At 68.0% G+C, this 18,026-nt stretch carries 18 protein-coding genes; 8 read left to right on the top strand and 10 right to left on the bottom strand.

Annotated features, from left to right (window positions below; translation table 11 throughout):
- The 4 genes from VGC47_03265 to VGC47_03280 all read right to left on the bottom strand — a co-directional run.
- Nucleotides 1–1,829, bottom strand: a 1,829-nt coding sequence (locus VGC47_03265; GenBank protein HEX9854312.1) for a hypothetical protein, incomplete at its 3' end; no start/stop codon positions are given.
- Nucleotides 1,822–2,574, bottom strand: a complete 753-nt coding sequence (gene phnC, locus VGC47_03270) for a phosphonate ABC transporter ATP-binding protein (GenBank protein ID HEX9854313.1) — start codon at nt 2,572–2,574, stop codon at nt 1,822–1,824. The genes phnC and VGC47_03265, both read right to left, overlap by 8 nt.
- A gap of 140 nt (nt 2,575–2,714) precedes the next feature.
- The gene (gene phnD, locus VGC47_03275) at nt 2,715–3,833 is read right to left on the bottom strand and encodes a phosphate/phosphite/phosphonate ABC transporter substrate-binding protein (GenBank protein ID HEX9854314.1); all 1,119 of its coding nucleotides are present in this window, start codon (nt 3,831–3,833) and stop codon (nt 2,715–2,717) included.
- 85 nt (nt 3,834–3,918) lie between these two features.
- Nucleotides 3,919–4,473, bottom strand: a complete 555-nt coding sequence (locus VGC47_03280) for a hypothetical protein (GenBank protein HEX9854315.1) — start codon at nt 4,471–4,473, stop codon at nt 3,919–3,921.
- 916 nt (nt 4,474–5,389) lie between these two features.
- Here VGC47_03280 and dnaX point away from each other — a divergent pair.
- From dnaX to VGC47_03300, 4 genes are all read left to right on the top strand, one after another.
- Nucleotides 5,390–7,126 (top strand): DNA polymerase III subunit gamma/tau, encoded by a 1,737-nt coding sequence (dnaX, locus tag VGC47_03285; GenBank protein ID HEX9854316.1) that lies wholly within the window; start codon nt 5,390–5,392, stop codon nt 7,124–7,126.
- A gap of 83 nt (nt 7,127–7,209) precedes the next feature.
- Complete coding sequence (locus tag VGC47_03290) at nt 7,210–7,536, top strand: YbaB/EbfC family nucleoid-associated protein (protein HEX9854317.1); 327 nt, start codon at nt 7,210–7,212, stop codon at nt 7,534–7,536.
- A complete protein-coding gene (recR, locus tag VGC47_03295) occupies nt 7,536–8,129 on the top strand; it encodes a recombination mediator RecR (protein HEX9854318.1) in 594 nt (197 codons plus the stop codon). Before VGC47_03290 ends, recR begins: the two co-directional genes overlap by 1 nt.
- Nucleotides 8,130–8,206: 77 nt before the next feature.
- Nucleotides 8,207–9,316, top strand: a complete 1,110-nt coding sequence (locus VGC47_03300) for a DUF3524 domain-containing protein (protein ID HEX9854319.1) — start codon at nt 8,207–8,209, stop codon at nt 9,314–9,316.
- Between the two features lie 66 nt (nt 9,317–9,382).
- On the opposite strand, the gene glpX is transcribed toward VGC47_03300, so the two are convergent.
- Both glpX and VGC47_03310 read right to left on the bottom strand, forming a co-directional pair.
- Nucleotides 9,383–10,369, bottom strand: coding sequence for a class II fructose-bisphosphatase (glpX, locus tag VGC47_03305; protein HEX9854320.1), 987 nt, complete (start codon nt 10,367–10,369; stop codon nt 9,383–9,385).
- On the bottom strand, nt 10,366–11,547 hold the full coding sequence (locus VGC47_03310) for an acetyl-CoA C-acyltransferase (GenBank protein HEX9854321.1): 1,182 nt from the start codon (nt 11,545–11,547) through the stop codon (nt 10,366–10,368). The genes glpX and VGC47_03310 overlap by 4 nt, the downstream gene beginning before the upstream one ends.
- 152 nt (nt 11,548–11,699) lie before the next feature.
- On the opposite strand from VGC47_03310, the gene mce reads away from it, so the two are divergent.
- Both mce and VGC47_03320 read left to right on the top strand, forming a co-directional pair.
- The gene (gene mce / locus VGC47_03315; protein ID HEX9854322.1) at nt 11,700–12,104 is read left to right on the top strand and encodes a methylmalonyl-CoA epimerase; all 405 of its coding nucleotides are present in this window, start codon (nt 11,700–11,702) and stop codon (nt 12,102–12,104) included.
- Nucleotides 12,101–12,349 (top strand): hypothetical protein, encoded by a 249-nt coding sequence (locus tag VGC47_03320; GenBank protein ID HEX9854323.1) that lies wholly within the window; start codon nt 12,101–12,103, stop codon nt 12,347–12,349. Before mce ends, VGC47_03320 begins: the two co-directional genes overlap by 4 nt.
- Nucleotides 12,350–12,352: 3 nt before the next feature.
- On the opposite strand, the gene VGC47_03325 is transcribed toward VGC47_03320, so the two are convergent.
- The 4 genes from VGC47_03325 to VGC47_03340 all read right to left on the bottom strand — a co-directional run bounded on the left by VGC47_03325 (nt 12,353) and on the right by VGC47_03340 (nt 15,534).
- Nucleotides 12,353–13,648 carry a HAMP domain-containing sensor histidine kinase gene (locus tag VGC47_03325; GenBank protein ID HEX9854324.1) on the bottom strand — a complete coding sequence of 432 codons (1,296 nt, stop codon included), beginning with the start codon at nt 13,646–13,648 and terminating at the stop codon, nt 12,353–12,355.
- 61 nt (nt 13,649–13,709) lie between these two features.
- A complete protein-coding gene (locus tag VGC47_03330) occupies nt 13,710–14,552 on the bottom strand; it encodes a PHP domain-containing protein (protein HEX9854325.1) in 843 nt (280 codons plus the stop codon).
- Between the two features lies 1 nt (nt 14,553).
- On the bottom strand, nt 14,554–14,763 hold the full coding sequence (locus VGC47_03335) for a hypothetical protein (GenBank protein ID HEX9854326.1): 210 nt from the start codon (nt 14,761–14,763) through the stop codon (nt 14,554–14,556).
- 57 nt (nt 14,764–14,820) lie between these two features.
- On the bottom strand, nt 14,821–15,534 hold the full coding sequence (locus VGC47_03340; GenBank protein ID HEX9854327.1) for a peptidylprolyl isomerase: 714 nt from the start codon (nt 15,532–15,534) through the stop codon (nt 14,821–14,823).
- 88 nt (nt 15,535–15,622) lie between these two features.
- On the opposite strand from VGC47_03340, the gene VGC47_03345 reads away from it, so the two are divergent.
- A complete protein-coding gene (locus tag VGC47_03345) occupies nt 15,623–16,852 on the top strand; it encodes an aspartate kinase (GenBank protein ID HEX9854328.1) in 1,230 nt (409 codons plus the stop codon).
- Nucleotides 16,852–17,862, top strand: coding sequence for an aspartate-semialdehyde dehydrogenase (locus VGC47_03350; protein HEX9854329.1), 1,011 nt, complete (start codon nt 16,852–16,854; stop codon nt 17,860–17,862). The genes VGC47_03345 and VGC47_03350 overlap by 1 nt, the downstream gene beginning before the upstream one ends.
- Nucleotides 17,863–18,026 lie beyond the last annotated feature (164 nt).

An 18,026-nucleotide genomic window follows, 5' to 3' on the forward strand; every position in this document is an offset into this window, starting at 1 on the left:
ACCATGATGAGCGGCTCGATCGACCGGATCCCGTTGAAGATGGTGCGAGCGATGTAGTAGATGGAGAGTCCGATCCCGACGGTGCCGCCCGTGCGGTAGGAGCGGACCGCCAATGCGATCCCCATGACGGCGCCGACCCCGAACGGGATCCACAGCGTCCTGGAGGGGTCGGTGATCTCGTACAGCCATGCGAACCCTTGTGCGACGAGCACCGCCAGGACGCCTCCTGCTAGCGCCGACAGCGGTATGCCGACGCCCATGACGGTGGCGAGGGCGGCTCGCTTGCGAATCGATGTCCCGAGACGGCCGGCCAGGTTCATGAGCAACCCGGCCGTCGCCAGAGCTGCCAGGACGGTGATGATCGCCTCGAGGATCTCTCCGAGCTTGGCGAAGAAGCTCCCGACGAAGTCGAGTGAGCCGAGTCGCTCTGCCAGCCAGTTGCCGACGGAACCGAGCAGGTCCGCCACCAAGAACAGCACGACGATGGCGCCGACGCCCGCGGCTGCCAGTCCCACCAGGCGAGCCGCCCGCTCGGTTGGCGTCGGTGGAGCCTCTTCGATGGTCGGCAGCGCCCAGCGGGTGACGGCGATGATCCCGGCAGGGATCACGAGCAGGCCGAGCAACACCAGGATGACGTTGTCGGTCAGGAGCTCGGAGAGCGAGCTGGCCCATCCGGCGGCGACGATGCCGAGGGCCACGCCGATGGGGAGCGCCAGTATCTGCAGGGCGAGCCGGATGACGGTCGTGCTCACGTCGCGCATCAGATTGCGGGCCGCCAGGAAGCTGAGAGGCACTGCGAGGAAGATGCCGGCCGTGGTTGCCAGTAGCGCCAGGAAGACGGTTTCGACGATGCGATCGAACGTGTCGGAGGCCGCCTGACTGATGCGCGGCGACATGACGAGTGAGTCCGTGACGGCAACGCTGTTTGCTGCGATCCCTGTGGTGGCGTCGTAGAAGGCGATCGACCAGCCGGAGAGGTCGGTGCCGGGGTCGCCCTCGAGCGTGACTTGATCGTCGCCGAGCACGGTGACCCGCAGCCCCGTCGTGGCGTCCTCTGCGAGCGGGACCGCCGTGTCGCCCTGGGCGATGCCCGACGTTGCTTGGAAGGGCTCGCCGAAGGTCAGGAACTGGGCGACGTCCCGGCCTGGGTCGACGAGGGCGATCCCGGGAGTTGCGGGGGTCGAGATGGACAGGTCGACGGTGAAACGCCCGGAGTCGGGCATCGTCACCGGATCCTGGACCGCGTTCTCGTTGTCGTCCTGCCACACCTGCTCACGATTGAACAGCGAGCCCACGTTCTCGCTCGTGACCGCCCTGATGATCTGCGGTCCCTCCTCGGGCCGCTCCCGCGTGTCGACCGTCAGCTCGAAGTCTCCGTTGGCGTCCGCCAGGAACGTGCCGAGCCTCAGCTCGAGGTCGCCGGAAGGGGGTACGAGCGCCAGGGTTCCCCTGGCGTTCGAGGCGAGGTTGCGGCCTGTGATCGTGATCGTGCCGCCCGGTTCGACGCACGGCGGCTCGACGGTGACGTGCCGCGAGCCGGCGCCGGGCTGCTCGGGGGTGAATCCCCCCGAAGGGCAGGGCATGTAGAACGTGGCATCGGTGTTCGTCGGGACCCGCTCGTACGTGATCAACTCGGGACGCGCCAAGTCGCGCAAGACGTTCACGAGGTTCTCTTGGCGGGTCTCGGAGCTGATCTCCTCGAGGCTCACCTTGGTCGTCTCGAAGCCGAAGGCGTAGACGAGGAGTGTCGCGATGACCGCCAGCCAGACGAAGATCGTCCGCCGGAGCGAGCGTGGCGATCTCGTCGGATCGGGAGTCCTCTCAGCCAACGCGCTCGGCCTCCTGGCCGTATATGTCCTTGAATCGGGCGTCGTCGATCTCCGCCGGGGCTCCCTCGAACACGAGCCGACCTGCACTGAGCGCGATCGCCCTGTCTGCGTAGCGGTGCACGAGGTCGAGGAAGTGCAGGCTGCAGAGCACCGTCACTCCCGAGTCTGCGTTGATCTCCTCCAGGTAGTGCATGATGCTGTGGGCCAGGACCGGGTCGAGGCTGGCGACCGGCTCGTCCGCCAAGATCATCTCCGGGCTCTGCATGAGGGCGCGAGCAACACCGACTCGCTGCTGCTGCCCGCCGGACAAGGAGTCTGCTCGTGCTCTCGCCTTGTCCCTGAGCCCCACCCGGTCGAGCTGCTCGAGGGCTCGCTGCACCTGGTCGCCGGGGAAGCGGTTGATGATGCTGAGGGCGGGGTTGACGTAGCCGAGACTGCCCTGGAGCACGTTCGTGATGACTTTGGATCGGTGCACGAGATTGAAGTGCTGGAACACCATGCCGATGCGCCGCCTGATCCAACGCATCTCTTCCTGGGTGGCGGCCGTGATGTCCTCGCCGTTCCAGGTGATGCGACCTTCTGTCGGCTCGATGAGCCTGTTGATGCAGCGCAGCAGAGTCGACTTGCCCGAACCGCTCAACCCGATGATGGCGAGGAACTGCCCGTCGGGCACCTCGAAGCTGACATCTTCGAGGGCGAGCGTTCCGTTGCCGTAGACCTTGGTGAGGTGCTCGACCTTCAGCATGGTGCCGGAGTATCCCAGAAGTCCCGCCCGGTGGTCGAGTAGCGGTCACCCGACATGCGGTCTCGCTGCTCGGTGACACGAGACGAGGAAGGGGCAGGGATCGCTCGCTGCCCCTTCCGCCGTACCAATGCGTCTGCTGCTCAGTCGGGTGGCGTGAAGCCGACGAGCTCGACGATGCGGCGCAAGTCGTCGTACTCGGAGTCCGTGGCTGGAGCGATGCTCGTCCAGCCGTAGAAGTCCTGGTTGCCGATCGAGTCGTTCCAGGCACAGTTCTCGTTCGTGTCGCACTCGGCCGCGAAGGCGAGGAGCGCCTCCTCGATCTGCGCCCTCACGTCCGCCGGGAACTCCGGTCCGAACGAGAGCGTGTCGTTCGGGATCGGGGGCGAGATCTCGAGGATCCGCAACGCCTGGATGATGTCGGGCGCATCGGCGCGTGCCGACGCCCTGGCGTCGAGAACCCGGTACTCGCCACCCTCACCACACAGCAGCTGATCGCCGTCCTCGCTGGGTGCGCAGGTGTCGACGATGTCATCCGGGATGTCGGCAGGATCGCCGACTTCCCAGCTGCCTTCCGGCAGCAGCGGCGGGCTGAAGAACGTGGTCGCGAAGTCGGCCTCACCGCGGTAGACGGCGAGGGCGGCTTGCGGATGACCGCCGGACTCGACCGGCTCGCCCGGGGTGACGCCCGCCTGGTCGAACATGAACGTCGGGACCATGAAGCCTGATGTCGACCCGGAGTCCGGGTACGCCCAGGACAGGCCTTCGAGCTGGTCGACGCTCGTGATCTCGCTTTCACGCGGGACGAGGATCTGGGCCCAGTACTCGGCGAAACCGAATCGGATGGCTTTGAACGCCACGTTGACCCCGCACTCGTTGGCGGCGAGCACGTACCCGAGCCCGGGGATGAATCCCATCGTGTTCTCGGGCGATGCACACATCTCTGCGAGCGCCGCCGCATACGACGTCGGCACGACCACCTCGTACGACAGGCCGGTGGCCTCCTCGAGAGCCTGCCTCATCACCTCGCCGCCGGCGACGATCACGTCGCCTTCGACGGATGGGACAAAGATCACCTTGACGGGGTTGTCTGCGGTCCCGACCGCGGCGGCCGCCGTCGTTGTCGGCGCCATCGTCGTTGTCGGCGCCACCGTGGTCGTGTCGGCGGGCGGTGCCGTCGTAGTCGTCGTGCCGCCATCGCCGCAGGCGACGACGATGAGCGCGAATACGGCGAGGCCGGCTGCCTGCTTCCGGTATCTCATGTTCTCCTCATTTCGAATGCCGCGCCTCTGTTGCCAGGCGCGCCGCAGGTCGCAGCGTAACGCGCCTTTCGATCTCGGTGCACTTTCACGGACTCTCCTGCAGCTCGGCGACGAAGTTGGCGAAGTCTTGCCAGTCCAAGATGTCGTGCGCGCCGGGCACGGGATCGTTCCACGATCGAACGAATCGGCAGACCGTCGCCTCGGGCCGCCTGGCGACGATCGCCGGGAGGTGAGCAGGGGAGTCCTCGAGGTAGACGTGGCACTCCACCTCCCATTTGCGCCGAGTGATGTGGACTTCGCGCGTCGGGATGCGTTTGTCGCCGATCCAGGCGAACGTGTCCGGGATCGCCCAGCGAGGCTTGGTGGTGATGATGACGATCTGGTGGTCGAGGCTGAGCGACTCGAGCGTCTCGAGTGCGCCGGGGAAGGTGTCGAGGTTCCGGAAGATCGACGGCCGATCCGTTCCCCGAGCCCACGTCCAGAAATCGCCCGTGGACCCGAAATGGGTGAGCGAGTACAGGCCGTCCCACTCGATCACCTGGTGAGCCTCCAGCGCTGCCGAGAACTCGGCGTTGTAGAGCTTCATCCAGCCCGAGTTGAAGTCGGCCACGACTCCGTCGAGGTCGATGCCCAGCCTCATCGGTGGGTGAACCTAGCGGTCTGTCGCGGGATTCATGACCACGCGCCGCGGTTGTCCCGGTTTGCGGCGTCGGCCACGCGGAGGTCCGGTCTGCCAAGCGGCCCCCTCGGCTCGGGTCGCAGGGCGACTGCTCGCCCCTCCGCCGCGGAGCGGGAGACAGCGTGTGTGTGGCGGTCCTACGGTTCGCAGGCTTCTACGCAATCCCCCGGTTTCCGGGGGATCGACGAGCGCCGGAGGCCGAGTCGAGGGGGCCCTGCGGTCCGGTCTGCCAAGCGGCCCCCTCGGCTCGGGTCGCAGGGCGACCGCTCGCCGGTCCCCCGCCGAGCGGGAGACAGCGTGGATGGCCGTCCGTGCGGTTGGCGGGTGTCCCTCGGTTCGGTTTCTTACGCTCATCCCCCGGTTTCCGGGGGATCGACGAGCGCCGCAAGCCGAGTCGAGGGGGCCCGGCAGTGTGTGGCGGCCAGGTGCCCCCTCGGCTCGGGTCGCAGGGCGACCGCTCGCCGGTCCCCCGCCGAGCGGGAGACAGCGTGTGTGTGGCCGTCCGTACGGTTCGCAGGCCTCTACGCAATCCCCCGGTTTCCGGGGGATCGACGAGCGCCGCAGGCCGAGTCGAGGGGGTCCGGCAGTGTGTGGCGACCAGGTGCCCCCTCGGCTCGGGTCGCAGGGCGACCGCTCGCCGGTCCCCCGCGGAGCGGGAGACAGCGTTTGTGTGGCCGTCCCCGGTTTGCGGCGTCGGCCACCCGGCGGTCCAGAGCCGAGGTCACCAATTGGACGACAGACCACTAGTGGTTTCGGGCGATGCGTGACCGGCTCTCGAGGAGCTCGCCGGGGGTCGCAGGCGAGAGGACAGCTGGGGCTCGCTCGGTGGCGTCCTCTCTGCGGGCGCGTCACTGCCCGAGAGTACGATGAACGACCGATGGACTACCAAGCGCTCTATCGCCGATACCGCCCGCAGCGATTCGGTGAGGTCGTCGGCCAGGATCACGTGACGGCGACCTTGCTTCGAGAGGTCGTCGAGGGCAAGGTGGCCCACGCCTACCTTTTCGCCGGGCCGCGCGGCACGGGTAAGACGACGACCGCCCGGCTTCTCGCCAAATCGCTCAACTGCACGAACCGGGGTGCAGATGGTGAGCCGTGCACCGAGTGCCCGTCGTGTGTCGGCATCGCCGAGGGCACGTCGCTCGACGTGATCGAGCTCGATGCGGCATCCCACAACAAGGTCGAGGACATCCGTGAGATAAGGGTGAACGTCTCGACCGTCGCCGCAGCAGGCGGGGCGCGCCGGGTCTACATCCTCGACGAGGCGCACATGTTGTCGCGAGCGGCGGGCAACGCTCTCCTCAAGACCCTCGAGGAGCCGCCGGAACACGTCGTCTTCGTTCTGGCCACCACCGAGCCATACAAGTTGCTCGACACGATCCGCTCCCGCAGCCAGCGGTTCGACTTCCACCCGATGCCGTTCGAGGTGCTCGTCGACCACCTCGACGACGTCAGCGCCCGGGAAGGCTTCAACGTCGACGCAGAGGCGATGACCCTCGTCGCCAATCACGCAGCCGGCTCGATGCGGGACGCCCTCAGCCTCCTGGAGCAGGTGGCCGCCCTCGGCGAGGGCAAGGTTGCGGCGGCGATGGTGTCACGAGCGCTCGGGCTGGCCGACAAGGACGCCTTCTCGACTCTGGCGTCGGCGATTCGCGACCAGGACGCCCCGGCTGCGCTCGGCCTGGTCGCCAAGCTCGCCTCGCAGGGTGCCGACCTGCGCCGCTTCGTATCCGAGTCCGTCGGGTTCTTCAGGGGCGTGTTCCTCGCCCAGTATTCGCCCAACCTGGAGGAGATCGCCGACGAGTCGCCGGACACGCTGGCGCTGTGGCGCGCCTTCGCCACCGAGCTGCAGGTGTCGGACGTTCTGCGGGCCGTCGACCAACTGTCCGAGGCGCTCCTCCACGTTCGCCAGGGCAGGGAGGAGCGGCTGGTCATCGAGTTGGCGATGTTGCGGCTGACTCGGCCCGAGACCGCCGTCGACGTCGAGTCGCTCCAGACGCGGCTCGGGCGCCTCGAGGCGAGAGTCCGGGAGCTGGCAGGCCAGGTGGTGAGTGGACCAAACGTCGCCCCTCGAGGGCACGAGCAGGCGGTCGAGCCTGAGTCCGTGGCGGCCGATGCCCCATTCGAGACGCCCGAGCCTGTCGTCGTTGCCGGCCATGACGGCGACGACGGGCCGCCGGGTGCCGCATCGGGGGACGCCGATACGCTCGTCGACCTCGACCTGGGCACGCTCGGCGCGTCGTGGCCGGCGATCGTCGCCCGCGTTCGTGAGGTGGCCGGACCGTCGCGGCACGCATGGTTGAAGGAGGCCGTCCCCGCCGGCGTCGAAGCCGGCACGGTCACGTTCCACGTTCCCACCCACCTCCCGTTCCATCTGGAGCAGCTCCGGGAGGACCGCGGCCTGCACGAGGTGGTGTCGTCGGTCGCGATCGATGTGCTCGGCGGCGCCATCACTCTGGAGTTCGTGCCTGCGCCGCACGATGATCGAAAGCTCATGCCCGTTGCCGAGCCGGAGCGCGCCCCCGATCGAGACGACCTGCTCGAAGAGGGCAAGGGCGATGACCCGACCGAGCTTCTCGCCGACCTGCTCGGTGGCGAGATCGTCAGCGAGTGACGGAGTGGTGGGCCGGTCAGGCTCGAATATGAGGGGCCGGCCGGGGAGGCATTGGTGTCACCCCCTGTCGCTACGCTGAGCCCATGTCACGCATGCCAAAGGACATGCGCCAGCTCATGGAGCAGGCGCAGCGGATGCAGGCGCAACTCCAGGCCGCCCAGCGGGAGCTCTACGACAAGACCTACGAGGGGTCCTCGGGCGGGGGCGTGGTCAAGGCGGTCGTGAAGGGCTCCGGCCAGCTCGTATCTGTCGACTTCGACCCATCCGTGCTCGATCCGGACGACCCTGAGATGGCGGGCGATCTCGTCGTCGCCGCGGTCAACCAAGCCCTCTCCGCCGCAGCCGCCGAGGCCGGTGAGGCGGTTGGCGGCATGACGGGCGGCCTCGATCTCGGCGGTCTGCTCGGCTGATGTTCGAGCCGCCGGTCCAGCGCCTGATCGACGAGTTGGCACGGCTGCCGGGTATCGGCCAAAAGAGCGCGCAGCGTCTTGCCTTCCACATCCTCAATGTGGAGGAAGCGGACGCTTTCAGGCTCGCCGACGCGATCGGTGAGATGCGGCGCCAGGTGAGGCTGTGTTCGAGGTGCTTCAACGTGACGGCGAAGGAGGAGTGCTCGATCTGTGTCGACCTGCGGCGAGATCCCGCCGTGGTGTGCGTCGTCGAGCGAGCCCAGGACATCCCCGTTCTCGAGCGCACCCAAGAGTTCAACGGCCGCTACCACGTGCTCGGCGGGGCGATCTCGCCGATCGAGGGGATCGGCCCCGACCAACTCCACGTGAGGGAGCTGGTCGCCCGGATCGACTCGGAGGGTGTCAAGGAGGTCATCGCGGCCACCAATCCGACCGTCGAGGGAGACACGACGGCGCTCTATCTCGCCCGACTCCTCAAACCGCTCGGCGTGATCGTGTCCCGGCTCGCCAGCGGGCTCCCGGTGGGTGGAGATCTCGACTACGCCGACGAGATCACTCTGGGGCGGGCATTGACGGGGCGCAAGGAGCTGTAGCCGGCGCCGGGACGCGTCGCGCTGGTAACCGTGGCGCCGGTCGATCCGGAGCGGTGCAAGCCGACGAGGGAGGTCTCGTGAAGGTTCTGCTCGCCGTTCCCTACTGGGGCGGTTCGCACAGGGCATGGGCCGAGGGCTACCGGGACGCCTCGACGCACGACGTCGAGGTGGTCGCCCACGAGGCGCGCTTCTGGAAGTGGCGGATGCAGGGAGCGTTCGTGACCCTCGCCGAGGAGGCGCGTCGGCTCGTCGAGAGCGCCGGTCCGTTCGACGTCATCGTCGGCACGTCGACGCTCCACGGCGCTGCCTTCCTGGGCGCCCTCGGCGCATCTCGGGCGGGGAGCGCATTCGTCGTGTACATGCACGAGAACCAACTCACGTACCCCCTGTCGCCCCTCGACCGCGAGGACGAGACGTACGCCATGATCAACTGGGCCTCGATGACCGTCGCCGACGCCGTCATCTTCAACTCGAATCATCACCTGGAGTCGTGGTTCGAGGCGGTCGTCGGTTTCACCCGACGGTTCCCGGACCACACCCACACCCATCTCATCGAGTCTGTGGCGGCGAGGAGCTCGGTACTGCCGGTCGGCGTCGACTTGGGCCGCATCGACCCACCTGGCTCTCGATCGGGCGGGACGACGAGGATCTTGTGGAACCACCGCTGGGATCATGACAAGGGCCCGGACGACCTCGTCGACTTCGCCGTCGGTCTGGTCGCCTCGGGCGCCGACTTCGAGCTCGCCGTGTGCGGCGAGCAGTTCGTGTCGCCTCCGGCGGCGTTCGAGAGGCTCCCTGCCCTGCTGAGTGATCGACTCGTGCACTTCGGCCACGCCGACGAGATGCGCTACGTGGAGCTGCTCCGCAGCGCCGACGTCGTCGTCTCGACGGCGCGCCAGGAGTTCTTCGGAGTCGCCATCACGGAGGCCGTCTACGCCGGGGCGTTTCCCGTGCTCCCGAACCGGCTGGTCTACCCGGAGCGCATCCCCGAGCGCCACCACCTGCGGTGCCTGTACGAGGACGGGGCCGGTATGGTCGAACTGGTCCGCTGGGTTATCGAGCATCCGAAGGAGGCCGCCGGCATCTGTGCTGCCCTGCGGGCCGAGATGGCTCGCTTCGACTGGAAGGTGATGGCTCCCGCATACGACGCCACTCTCATGGGCGTGGCGGAAGGTCGGAGGCGGTAGGAGCTCGAAGCAGGGTGGAGACTGTGATGTTGTGGAACGTGCCGGAACGTCAGGCCGCGGCGGAAGTCACTCGATGCCGACGGCTCCGACTGCATCGATCCACTCGACGCGATGGAGAGCGTTGACGAACCTCACCGTTCCCGTTCGTGACCGCATCACCAGAGAATGGGTCCGAATCTGGGTTCCGAGGAACTCGACGCCGTCGAGCAGCTCGCCGGTGGTCACGCCCGTGGCCGCGAAGAACGTGTTGTCGGAGTCGACCAGGTTGTGTGTCGTCAGCACCTGATCGAGGTCGAGGCCCATGTCTTCGGCATAACGCCGCTCGGAGTCGTCGCGCGGCCAGAGCTTGCACTGGATCTCACCTCGCAGTGAAGCCATGGCACACGCCGCGGTGACCGCTTCCGGCGAGCCACCGATGCCGAACAGGATGTCGACCCCGCTGTCTTCCTTGGCGGTGGAGATCACGCCGGATATGTCCCCGTCACCGATGAGGGCGATCCTGGCACCCGACTCTCGCACCTGGCGCACGTAATCCTCGTTGCGCGGCCGGTCGAGGATGATCGCCGTCACGTCTGACAGCGACTTGCCCTTCGCCTTGGCGACCTGCTGGAGGTTGTGGGCGACCGGGGCCTCGATGTCGACCTGCCCGGCCGCCGTCTCGCCGACGGCGATCTTGTCCATGTACACGAGCTTGCCGGGGGCGTACATCGAGCCACGCTCTGCCAGAGCGATCACCGCAAGAGCCCCCGGCATCCCTCGTGCGGTGAGGCGTGTGCCGTCGACCGGGTCGACTGCCACGTCGACCTCCGGCTCGCTTCCGTTTCCCACCCGCTCGCCGTTGTAGAGCATCGGCGCCTCGTCCTTCTCGCCCTCGCCGATGACCACGATGCCGTCCATCTCGACGGTCGAGAGGACGGTACGCATGGCGTCGACGGCGGCCTGGTCGACTGCCTCCTTGTCGCCTCGTCCCTGGTACCTGGCGGCCGCCATGGCGGCCGCCTCGGTCACCCGGACCAGCTCGAGGGCGAGGTTTCTGTCCGGCTCGACACTCATGAGACCTCCACGATCATCGCCTCGCCCTGCCCGCCTCCACCGCACAGCGCGGCGCCGCCCATCCCGCCGCCGCGATGCCGCAGCGCGTTCACCAGGGTCACGAGTATGCGTGCCCCCGTCGCTCCGAGCGGGTGTCCGAGTGCTACCGCCCCTCCGTTCACGTTCACGATCGCCGGGTCGAGATCGAGCAGCTTGGCGGACCAAAGGGTCACGGCTGCGAAGGCCTCGTTGATCTCGACGAGGGCGAGGTCGCCCAACTCGACTCCGGCTCGCTTGGCAGCGATCTCCAGCGCCTGTGCGGGGCGCTCGTGGAGGGTGGCGTCCGGTCCCGCCGTCTGGCCGAACCCGAGGATCCGGGCCATCACCGGAAGTCCCGCCGCGTCGGCGGCTGCCCGGTCGGCGACGAGGAGGGCCGCCGCGCCGTCCGAGATCTGTGACGCGTTGCCGGCCGTGATCGAGCCACCCGGGCGGAAGGCGGGGCTCAGCGAGCCGAGGGACTCCGCCGTCGTGCCCGGGCGGATCCCTTCGTCGACCGTGACGGTGAGCGCCTCGCCCTTTCGTTGCCGGACTTCCACCGGGACGATCTCGGCGGCGAACTCGCCCGACTCGGTCGCTGCGAGGGCCCTGGCGTGACTCGCCGCCGCCCATGAGTCCTGCTCGGCCCGGCCGATGCCGAGGGCCTGGTTCTTGAGGTCGGACGACTCACCCATGGTGCAGTTGTCGAACGCACACCAGAGGCCGTCGTGCTGCATGCTGTCGACGAGGGTCGCGTCCCCGATCCGGAGGCCTCGACGCGCTCCGGGAAGGACGTAGGGGGCGTTCGTCATCGACTCCATCCCGCCGGCGACGACGAATCGGCTCTCGCCGAGCTGGACGTGGCGGGCCGCCTCGGCGACCGCCGTCATGCCTGAGAGGCACACCTTGTTGATCGTCGTCGCCGGCACCGTCATGGGCACACCCGCTCTCACGGCCGCTTGGCGGGCGGTGATCTGGCCCTGACCTGCCTGGATGACGTGACCGAACAGCACCTCGTCGACCTGACCCGGATCGAGTTCCGCACGCTCGAGGGCACCCCTGATGGCGGCCGCCCCGAGCTCGACCGCCGCCAGCGGGCTGAAGACTCCGTTGAATCGACCGATCGGCGTTCGTGCCACCGAGCAGATGACCGGCTCAGGCATGTGACTCCTCGTGTCCAACCGAATGCTACCGGCCCCCCGCCCCTTCCGTTCTTGCGTACCCCTGTCGCGTATGTGCGATGCGGGGGCGCCGGAACCGGTGGGCGCGGTCGCCCTTGGTCGACGCACGCGGCGCGCCAGCTACCGTTTCGGGAGTGCTCCCGTACAACATCGACCACGTCGCCATCGCGGTACGAGACCTCGAAGAGGCCGTCGAGCGTCACATGCAGCTCTACGGAGTCGAACCCCTCTCGACGGAGGTCGTCGAGAGCCAGGGCGTCATCGAGGCGATGATCCCGATCGGGGGCTCCTACGTGCAGCTCATCCAGCCGCTCGGGCCGGAGACGCCGGTCGGCCGATTCATCGAGAGACGCGGCGAAGGGCTCCACCATCTCGCATTTGCGGTCAGTGACATCGACGACGCCCTCAGGTCGCTCGCCGAGGCCGGGGCCGTTCTCGTGGACGAAGAGCCTCGGACCGGAGGGCGGGGCGCCCGGATCGCGTTCGTGCACCCGCGTACGATGGCCGGGACGCTCGTCGAGCTGGTGGAGTTGCCATGACGAGAGGCGCAGTTCAGATCTTGGGCGGTCCGACCGCCGACGAGGCCGCCGCCGTCTCGGCGGTCATCGCCAGGCTGCTCGACGAGGAGGCCGGGGCGAGGGCAACCCCGCCGCGGGTGCCGCGCCCTCCAACGTGGGTTCTCGCCTCCCAGAATCGCGAGCTGCCCGCCGCGGTGCCGCCGAGCTCGTACGACACTCTGGCCTGGGCGGAGCTCGACAGGATCGACGGCTCGTCCGAGTCCTGATGCTCAGCCGACGGCTGGGCTCGACTGGCGAACAGGCTCGTCGTGGTCCCGCTCCGCCGGCGAGGCGACCCGGAGCGTGAAGCAGAATCTCGACCCGGTCGGAAAGCGGGACTCGTGCCACAGGTCGCCGCCCATCGCCCTCGCCAGCTTGCGAGCGATCGGGAGGCCGAGGCCGAACCCGCGGTCGGAGCGGGAGTCGCCCTTCGTGAGCTGCTCGAAGTGCTCGAAGATCCGCTCCCTGTCGCCTTCCGGAACGCCCGGGCCGTTGTCCGCGACGACCACCTGGAACAGATCGCCGGTCTGCTCGCCTTCGACGAGTATCTGGTCGCCGCCATACTTTCGGGCGTTCTCGAGCAGGTTGCGGAGGATCTGCTTCGTCCGCACGTGGTCGGCGACGACCGTCACGTCGATCGGGATCGACACGCTGAATTCCTTGTCCGAGCCCTGGAACACGATCTCGCCTGTCTGATACGCCACCGACCGGACCGACAGGTCGGTCGGTTCGAGCCTCAGCTGACCCGCCTCGAGCCGCGGGATGACGAGGATGTCTTCGACGAGGTCGCCGAGGTGGGACGCCTCCCGCCCCATGATCATCAGGAACTCGTCGATCTCCACGGCGTCGATCTCGCTCCATGACTCGCGGAGTGTCTCGGCGAACCCCCCGATCGACGTGAGCGGGGTCCGCAACTCGTGGCTCACCATCGAGACGAACTCGTTCTTGAGCTGGGAAGCGCGTCGCTCGGACTCGAGGGCCTCCTGGTTGCGCCTGGCGGCGACGCGGAGCGCCCGGGCCGCGATGAACAGCATCTGGGTGGCCAAACCGAGGAACACCAGCGACGCCAACCCGTCCGCCAGCTCGGCCAACTCGTCGGGTGGAGCAAGATCGAAGGCCGGCACCCATTCACCGACCGGCGACACGAAGACGAATCCCAGCACGCTGATCAGGACGGCTCTGCGGAGAGGCAGGAGCAGGATCGAGGCAGTCAGGAGGTAGGCCACGGCAGCCGCCCCGATGGCGTTGGATTGGCCGCGGATGATTCCGACTGCGGTGACGACGACGAGGTCGATCACAAGCCGAGGGAGCGCCGAGACGCCTCGGGAGCGCGCCATGACGCCGTCGACCATCACGATGACGCCGGCGCCGATGACGTACGGCGATCCCGGCCAGCCGCTCGAGAAGCTGAAGAGCCCCAGGATCACGACCACGAGCCCGCCGACGGCACGCGTCGTGTTGAACGCACTGCGAACATCGATGTACGAGATCGGGGCGCGTGCCGCGGAGCGGCCTTCGGTGCCCACGCTGTTCACCTCAGTCGTATCGGATGGTGGGAAGCCACCCTTGACATTCAACACCACGCGCTCACCTTGCAACAGCCGCAGCGAGATCATTCAAGGCGTCGTCCGGGACGACGAGGTCGCCGTAGCCGGTTCCCACGGCGAGCCCAGGCTTGTAAGTCCCGTGGTAGTCGGAGCCCCCCGTCGCCGCGATCCCGAGGTGGGCGCACACCTCCGCCAAGTGGGCGCGCAGCTCGCCCGGGTACTCGGGGTAATAGGCCTCGATGCCCGCCAGTCCCGCCTCGGCCAGCTCGACGAACGCCGATCGGTAGTCCTCGGCGGCCACGCCGAGCGTGTGCGGGTGGGCGATCACGGGGGCCGCCCCCGATGCCCGAGCGAGGCTGATCGCCTCGTGGGCGTCGAGCCGCTCTCTCGAGATGTATCCAGGTCGGCCGGCGGCCAGGTAACGGTCGAAGGCGTCTGCCATGTCGACGGCGTAGCCCTTGCGCACGAGAACGGCAGCGAAGTGAGGCCGACCGATCCCATGCCCGCCCGCCTCTTCGACCACCTCGGCGAACCTCACGTCGAGGCCGAGTTGGGCGAGTCGGTCGGCGATTTGCTCGTTGCGGCTCGCCCTCGCTTGCTGGAGCCACACCAGTCGGTCCTGCAACGGGCCCGGTCCCGGTTCGAGGAAGTACACGAGCATGTGCATCGCACCTGTGTCCCACACGACGGACAGCTCGGTGCCGGCGACGAACCTGACCCCTGCTGCCTCGGCGGCGGTGCGCCCTTCCGAGATGCCGTCGAGGTTGTCGTGATCGGTGAGCGCGATGGCGCTGAGCCCGATGCGCCGGGCGGCCTCGACGATCGCGGCCGGCGAATCGGTTCCATCGGAGAACGTCGAGTGCAGGTGGAGGTCGACCGGCACCTCAGAGGGCGGACACGAAGCGGAGGCTCTCGGTGTCGGAGCCGCCGCCGAAGATCAGCGTGGTGACCCAGACAAGCAGCGCGAAGGCGGCCGCCCAGATGAGGATCCTCTTGCCCGTGGTGAAGATCCGCCTGCGGCGCTCCGCCTTCAGCTCCTCTGCAGCCTTCAGCTCGCGATTCGCTCTCTGGCGGGCGCGTTTGTCGGTTGCCATCGGGCCGGATGATAGAGCGGACGGGTATGGCTTTTCGATGTCGTGCCCCGTCCCGTGTCACGATCCGTCGATCGTCACCGCCTCGATGTACAGGGTCTCGAGGGGGACGCTCGTCTCGCCCTGAACGTTCGGCGCCAGCGGGATCTGGGCGATGACGGCGAGGACGTCCTCGCCAGCGATCACCTTGCCGAAGATGCTGTAGCTCAGGGTGAGCCCGGCGTCGTCGAGCATGATGAAGAACTGGGAGCCCGTGGTGCCGGCACCCGCATTCGCCATCGCGACGACGCCGCGTTCGTACGTGAAGTCGGGAGATGGGTACTCGTCGGGGATGGAGTACCCCGGTCCTCCGAGCCCGGTTGCCGTCGGATCGCCGCCCTGCATGATGAAGCCGGGAACGATGCGGTGCGACACCGTGCCGTCGAAGTAGCCACGCGACGCCAGGAAGACGAAGGAGTTGACGGTGGCGGGTGCCAGCGACGGATTGAGCTCGACGACGATCTCGCCGCACGACGTCGCGATGGTGGCCGTTGGATGGCTCTCGAGCGGTATGCCCATGTCATCCGGCGACGAGAACGTCATTCTCTCGACTGCTGCAGGTGCCTCGGCGCCGCACGCCGTCGTCCTGGCGCGGAACTCGTCGTAGTCCGACGGGATCAGGGGGATCTCCGGCACCGTGTCCGGCGGTGGTCGGGTGGTCGTCGGGGCGGCGCTTTCGCCACACCCACCCGCCAGGAGGGTGAGCGCCACCGCGATCATGGCGAGCCTCGACATGGGCGCGGATGGTAGGAGGGGACGGGCGGTACGACCCCTGGCCGGGTGAGGGGTGGATGCCCGACCCACCGGTACACTCGGCGGCAGCGTGGCCAGAATCGTTCAGAAGTATGGCGGAACGTCGGTCGCCGACGCCGATCGCATCCGCGCTGTCGCTCGGCGCGTCGCCGAAACCCACGAGGCGGGCCACGAGGTGGTGGTCGTCGTGTCCGCCATGGGCCACACGACGGACGAGCTGATTTCGCTGGCGGCGGACGTGAGCCCCCGTCACCACCCACGCGAGATGGACATGTTGCTCACCGCAGGGGAGCGCATCTCGATGGCCCTGTGCGCCATGGCCCTCGGCGACCTGGGGGTTCCGGCGACGAGCCTCACCGGTTCTCAGGCGGGAATCCTCACCACATCGGTGCACGGCCAGGCGGAGATCCTCGAGATCAGAGCCGAACGGGTCCTCGACGGCCTCGCAGCCGGCAAGGTCGTCATCGTTGCCGGGTTCCAGGGCGTCGACCCCGTCGCCAAGGAGATCACGACGCTGGGGAGAGGCGGCTCGGACGCAACCGCCGTCGCCCTCGCCGCCGCTCTCTCCGCCGACATGTGCGAGATCTACACCGACGTCGACGGCGTGTACACGGCCGATCCTCGAGTCGTACCCGATGCCAGGAAGCTCGACGAGGTGTCGTTCGAGGAGATGCTCGAGCTTGCCGGCAACGGCGCAGCAGTGTTGATGGCGCGTTCGGTGGAGTTCGGCCGGCGCTACGACATCCCGATCCACGTGCGGTCGGCCTTCCACGACGGTGAGGGAACCTGGGTCAAGGAGGACACGATGGAAGAGGCGATCATCCGGGGCGTTGCCCATGACACGTCGGAGGCGAAGCTCACCGTGCACGGCGTGCCGGACAAGCCGGGCGTCGCCGCCGCCCTCTTCGAACCGCTCGCCGCCGCCGGGGTGAACGTCGACATGATCGTGCAGAACGTCTCGATCGACGGGGTCACCGACATCAGCTTCACGGTCCCGAAGACGCACGCGGACCGGGCACGAGAGGTCGCCGGAGCTGCGCTCGAAGGGGTGGGTGTCGGGGGGATCGACGTGAACAACGCCATCGGGAAGGTGAGCCTCGTGGGTGCCGGCATGAAGAGCGAGCTCGGCATCGCAGCCAGGATGTTCCGGATCCTCTCCGAGAGCGGCATCAACATCGAGATGATCTCGACTTCGCCCATTCGCATTTCGTGCGTCGTGCGCGAGCATGACGTCGACGAAGCCGTGCGGCGCCTCCATGAGGGCTTCGACCCGCCGGTGGCGCCTGTGAAGGAGTCGTGATGAGCAAGCGAGTCGCCATCGTCGGCGCAACCGGCGCCGTCGGCACGACGATGCAGTCGATCCTCGAGGAACGGGACTTCCCCGTCTCGGAACTACGTCTCATGGCGTCGGCGAGGTCGGCCGGCAGGATGGTGCCCACGAAGTGGGGCGACGTCGTCATCGAGGATCTCGCGGCGGCAGATCCGGCGGGAATCGACGTCGCCTTGTTCTCGGCGGGGGCCGTCCGGTCTCGCGAGTTCGCCCCGAGCTTCGCCGCCGCGGGAGCCGTCGTCGTCGACAACTCCTCGGCGTTCCGGATGGCGCAAGAGGTGCCGCTCGTCGTTGCCCAGGTGAACGACCATGCCGTTGCTGGGCATGGCGGCATCGTCGCCAACCCCAACTGCACGACGATGGTGCTGATGATGGCCGCCGCACCGCTGCATCGCGCTGCCGGCCTCAGTCATCTCGTGGCGACGTCGTACCAATCGGTGTCGGGCTCGGGGCATACGGGCATGACGGTGCTCTCGGACGAGATCGAGGTGCTCGCCAAGGACCCGGAGCTGCTCGCCCAGGGCGGCTGGTCCGATCCGGGCTCCGACCTCTACTCCCGCCCGATCGGATTCAACGTCCTGCCGCACGCCGGGTCGTTCACCGAACAGGGTTACACCGACGAGGAGTGGAAGCTCGTCAACGAGACCCGCAAGATCCTCGAGGCCCCCGACGTGAGCATCGAGCCGACCTGCGTCCGGGTTCCCGTGATGGTCGGGCACGGGATCGCGGCGACGATGGCCTTCGAGCGCCCGATCACCCTCGATGAGGCGAAGGGGATCCTGGCGGCGGCACCCGGCGCCCAGCTCTGGGGCGACGGCAAGGTGCCGACCCCGCTCGACTGCGTCGGCATCGACGACGTGCTCGTCGGCAGGGTCCGCTCGACCCTCGGCGAAGCGGGCGGGATCAGCCTGTGGGCGGTTGGTGACAACCTCCGCAAGGGCGCCGCGCTCAACGCCGTTCAGATCGCAGAGCTGTTGTAGCGGCCCCACCGGGACTCTCCCTCGTCTCCCGTGTGGGATGCGCGACCGGTGAGGGCGAAGCTCGTCGGAAGTCGCTCTTCGAGTCCGGCTGAGGTAGGGCATGGGGCTTCTGGGAGCCCAAAATGCGGCCGTTGCTGTACCTTATCGGTACGCGACATGGGGTG

This window comes from Acidimicrobiia bacterium, assembly GCA_036396535.1.
Classification (GTDB): domain Bacteria; phylum Actinomycetota; class Acidimicrobiia; order Spongiisociales; family UBA5794; genus DASWKR01.